Origin of the sequence: Caballeronia arationis (genome assembly GCF_001544975.2) — a bacterium.
Classification (GTDB): Bacteria; Pseudomonadota; Gammaproteobacteria; order Burkholderiales; family Burkholderiaceae; genus Caballeronia; species Caballeronia arationis.
Genome location: NZ_FCOG02000394.1, coordinates 1 through 1,819, shown reverse-complemented (window position 1 = coordinate 1,819; position 1,819 = coordinate 1). Strand labels below are relative to the sequence as shown.

Here is a 1,819-nt window from a genome sequence, read left to right as displayed (position 1 = left end):
CAAATCCTCAACGAGACATTCGATTCGATATGGGACGAGCCAGAGGAGTTCGGCTTCGTTCGTCAGGCCGAGATTCCATCATGGGCGACTAAAGCATGGCCGTGGCCGCCGTTGCCTGAGGTCGAACAGGTCGAGAGGCTGCTCGACAATCCCGACGTCCCGCTAGAGCGCGACGAATCCGGCTGCATTATCTTTCCACCGCGCTTCTCCGTCGACGAGCACAAGTAGTTGAAGAGAGTGCAGCGGCCGCAGCGACGCCCCGTCAGTCGAGTTACCGGTGCCGCGCTAGTAACACGCCGCTCTTCGCTCGATCGATTGCAGGCGGCGGCCCTGTTTAGTCTCGAACTTCCAGCGGCGGGATATAGGGGGCCTGCCAGCCATGGGTTTCACGCATGCCGGCGATGAAATGACGCACCGTCTCCTGAGCCAGCCCCCAATCGCACACTAGCTGAGGGTGCAGATAAACCGGCGGCGTCGCGTCTTCCCCTGTCAACGAAAGACACATCAAGAGGCTGTTGCGCCCGAGCTCTGCCTTCTCGCGTTCCATCCGGTCGATCAGTTCGAACTGCGCCTTGAAGTCCGTGCCCCGATCTATCCTGTCCGGCGGCATCATGGCGCGGATCGATTCATCCTGAAGTTCCTTCCAGCGCTTGCCTTCGTCGGGCGTATATGTGCGCGAAGGGAGATAGGGCGCGATGCGGTGCGCCGTCGAGTCGCGATAAAGCGTCCCATATTCATGAAACCAACGGGTCGTTTCGGGTTCGTCGAGATATGCCGCAAGGTTCGGCGGAATGAAGGGGCGGCACGCTTTCTTGAACAGTCCGATACTTTTGGGCGCAAGGGACTGCTTGGCTTCGAGCAAGCACACCCAGGTCACGTTATCGAACAGCGCATAGACGTTCATGGCAAAGGCCTGAAACTGGATGCCGACATCGCAGCATTCGTCGTGGCTCAGAAATTCACGGCGGCCCGGCGGATAGAGCGCGAAGATATTGACGACGCATCGCTCGATCGACTGCAGGCGGCGGCCGAGCCCCTGGTTCGCGAACGTCTGAGCACGCGGCATGGTGAGCTGCCCGGCAAGATGACCGAGGTCGAATTTAAGGCGCGCGTTCTCGTTGCGCAGCTTGCGGATTTGGCCTTCGAAATCGCGGACCTGCTCCGCCGAGTACCCGTATTGTTCGTTTTTCTGCCCTACAGCTTCTGTCACGCCCAATCTCCTTTCGCCCCCTCTTCGCCCTGGACGACCTCCCAAGCCGAGGCCGCGCCTATGTCAATTAACGAAAGAGGATGCCATCAGCTTCCCTCAGATGAAAGGCTGCGTAGCCTGGGTGGGAGGCGGGCGGATTTCGAAGGGGCGATTCCGTAAAGTCCTCGGCGCAGCTGCCGTGACCGAAAATCTCTCTATAGGCGGTCAGGCGGCCTGTGCTTGCAGCGCGGCGTCGCGCTCGAGCGCTGCTTTCGCGGCTGCCTTCGTCTTGCCGGCGCGCGACGGCGGCTGGCAAATGCCGCACACCATCGAGTGCGATGGGTCGTGTGCATGCGCGACGAACTTGCCGCGGCAGCGTGTGCAGCCCGCGAGCCGAAGAATCCCGGCGTCCCTAAAGCGGACAAACGTCCAGGCGCGGGTCAGGTCCATCTGCAACGGCTCGCCGTTCATCTCGAAGTGCTCCGCATAAAGCGCGTAGGCGCGGCTGAGCAGGTCGACGCGATCCAGACCTTCGCTGTTCGCTTCGAGGAAGGCATAGACGTTGGCAAACATCGACGTATGGATGTTCGGCGCCCACGTCAGATACCAGTCCTCCGAGAACGGGAGCAT

At 60.9% G+C, this 1,819-nt stretch carries 3 protein-coding genes; 1 reads left to right on the top strand and 2 read right to left on the bottom strand.

The genetic code is table 11. The features are described 5' to 3' along the window. On the top strand, positions 1–228 hold a 228-nt coding region (locus AWB81_RS42590; RefSeq protein WP_062644563.1), incomplete at its 5' end, for a hypothetical protein. Positions 229–334: 106 nt separating this feature from the next. Here AWB81_RS42590 and AWB81_RS42585 read toward each other — a convergent pair. Together AWB81_RS42585 and AWB81_RS42580 are read right to left on the bottom strand one after the other, a co-directional pair. Continuing rightward, the gene (locus AWB81_RS42585) at positions 335–1,216 is read right to left on the bottom strand and encodes a hypothetical protein (protein WP_144444381.1); all 882 of its coding nucleotides are present in this window, start codon (positions 1,214–1,216) and stop codon (positions 335–337) included. A gap of 198 nt (positions 1,217–1,414) precedes the next feature. Further along, the coding region (locus AWB81_RS42580; RefSeq protein WP_062644559.1) for a FlhC family transcriptional regulator at positions 1,415–1,819 on the bottom strand (405 nt) is incomplete at its 5' end.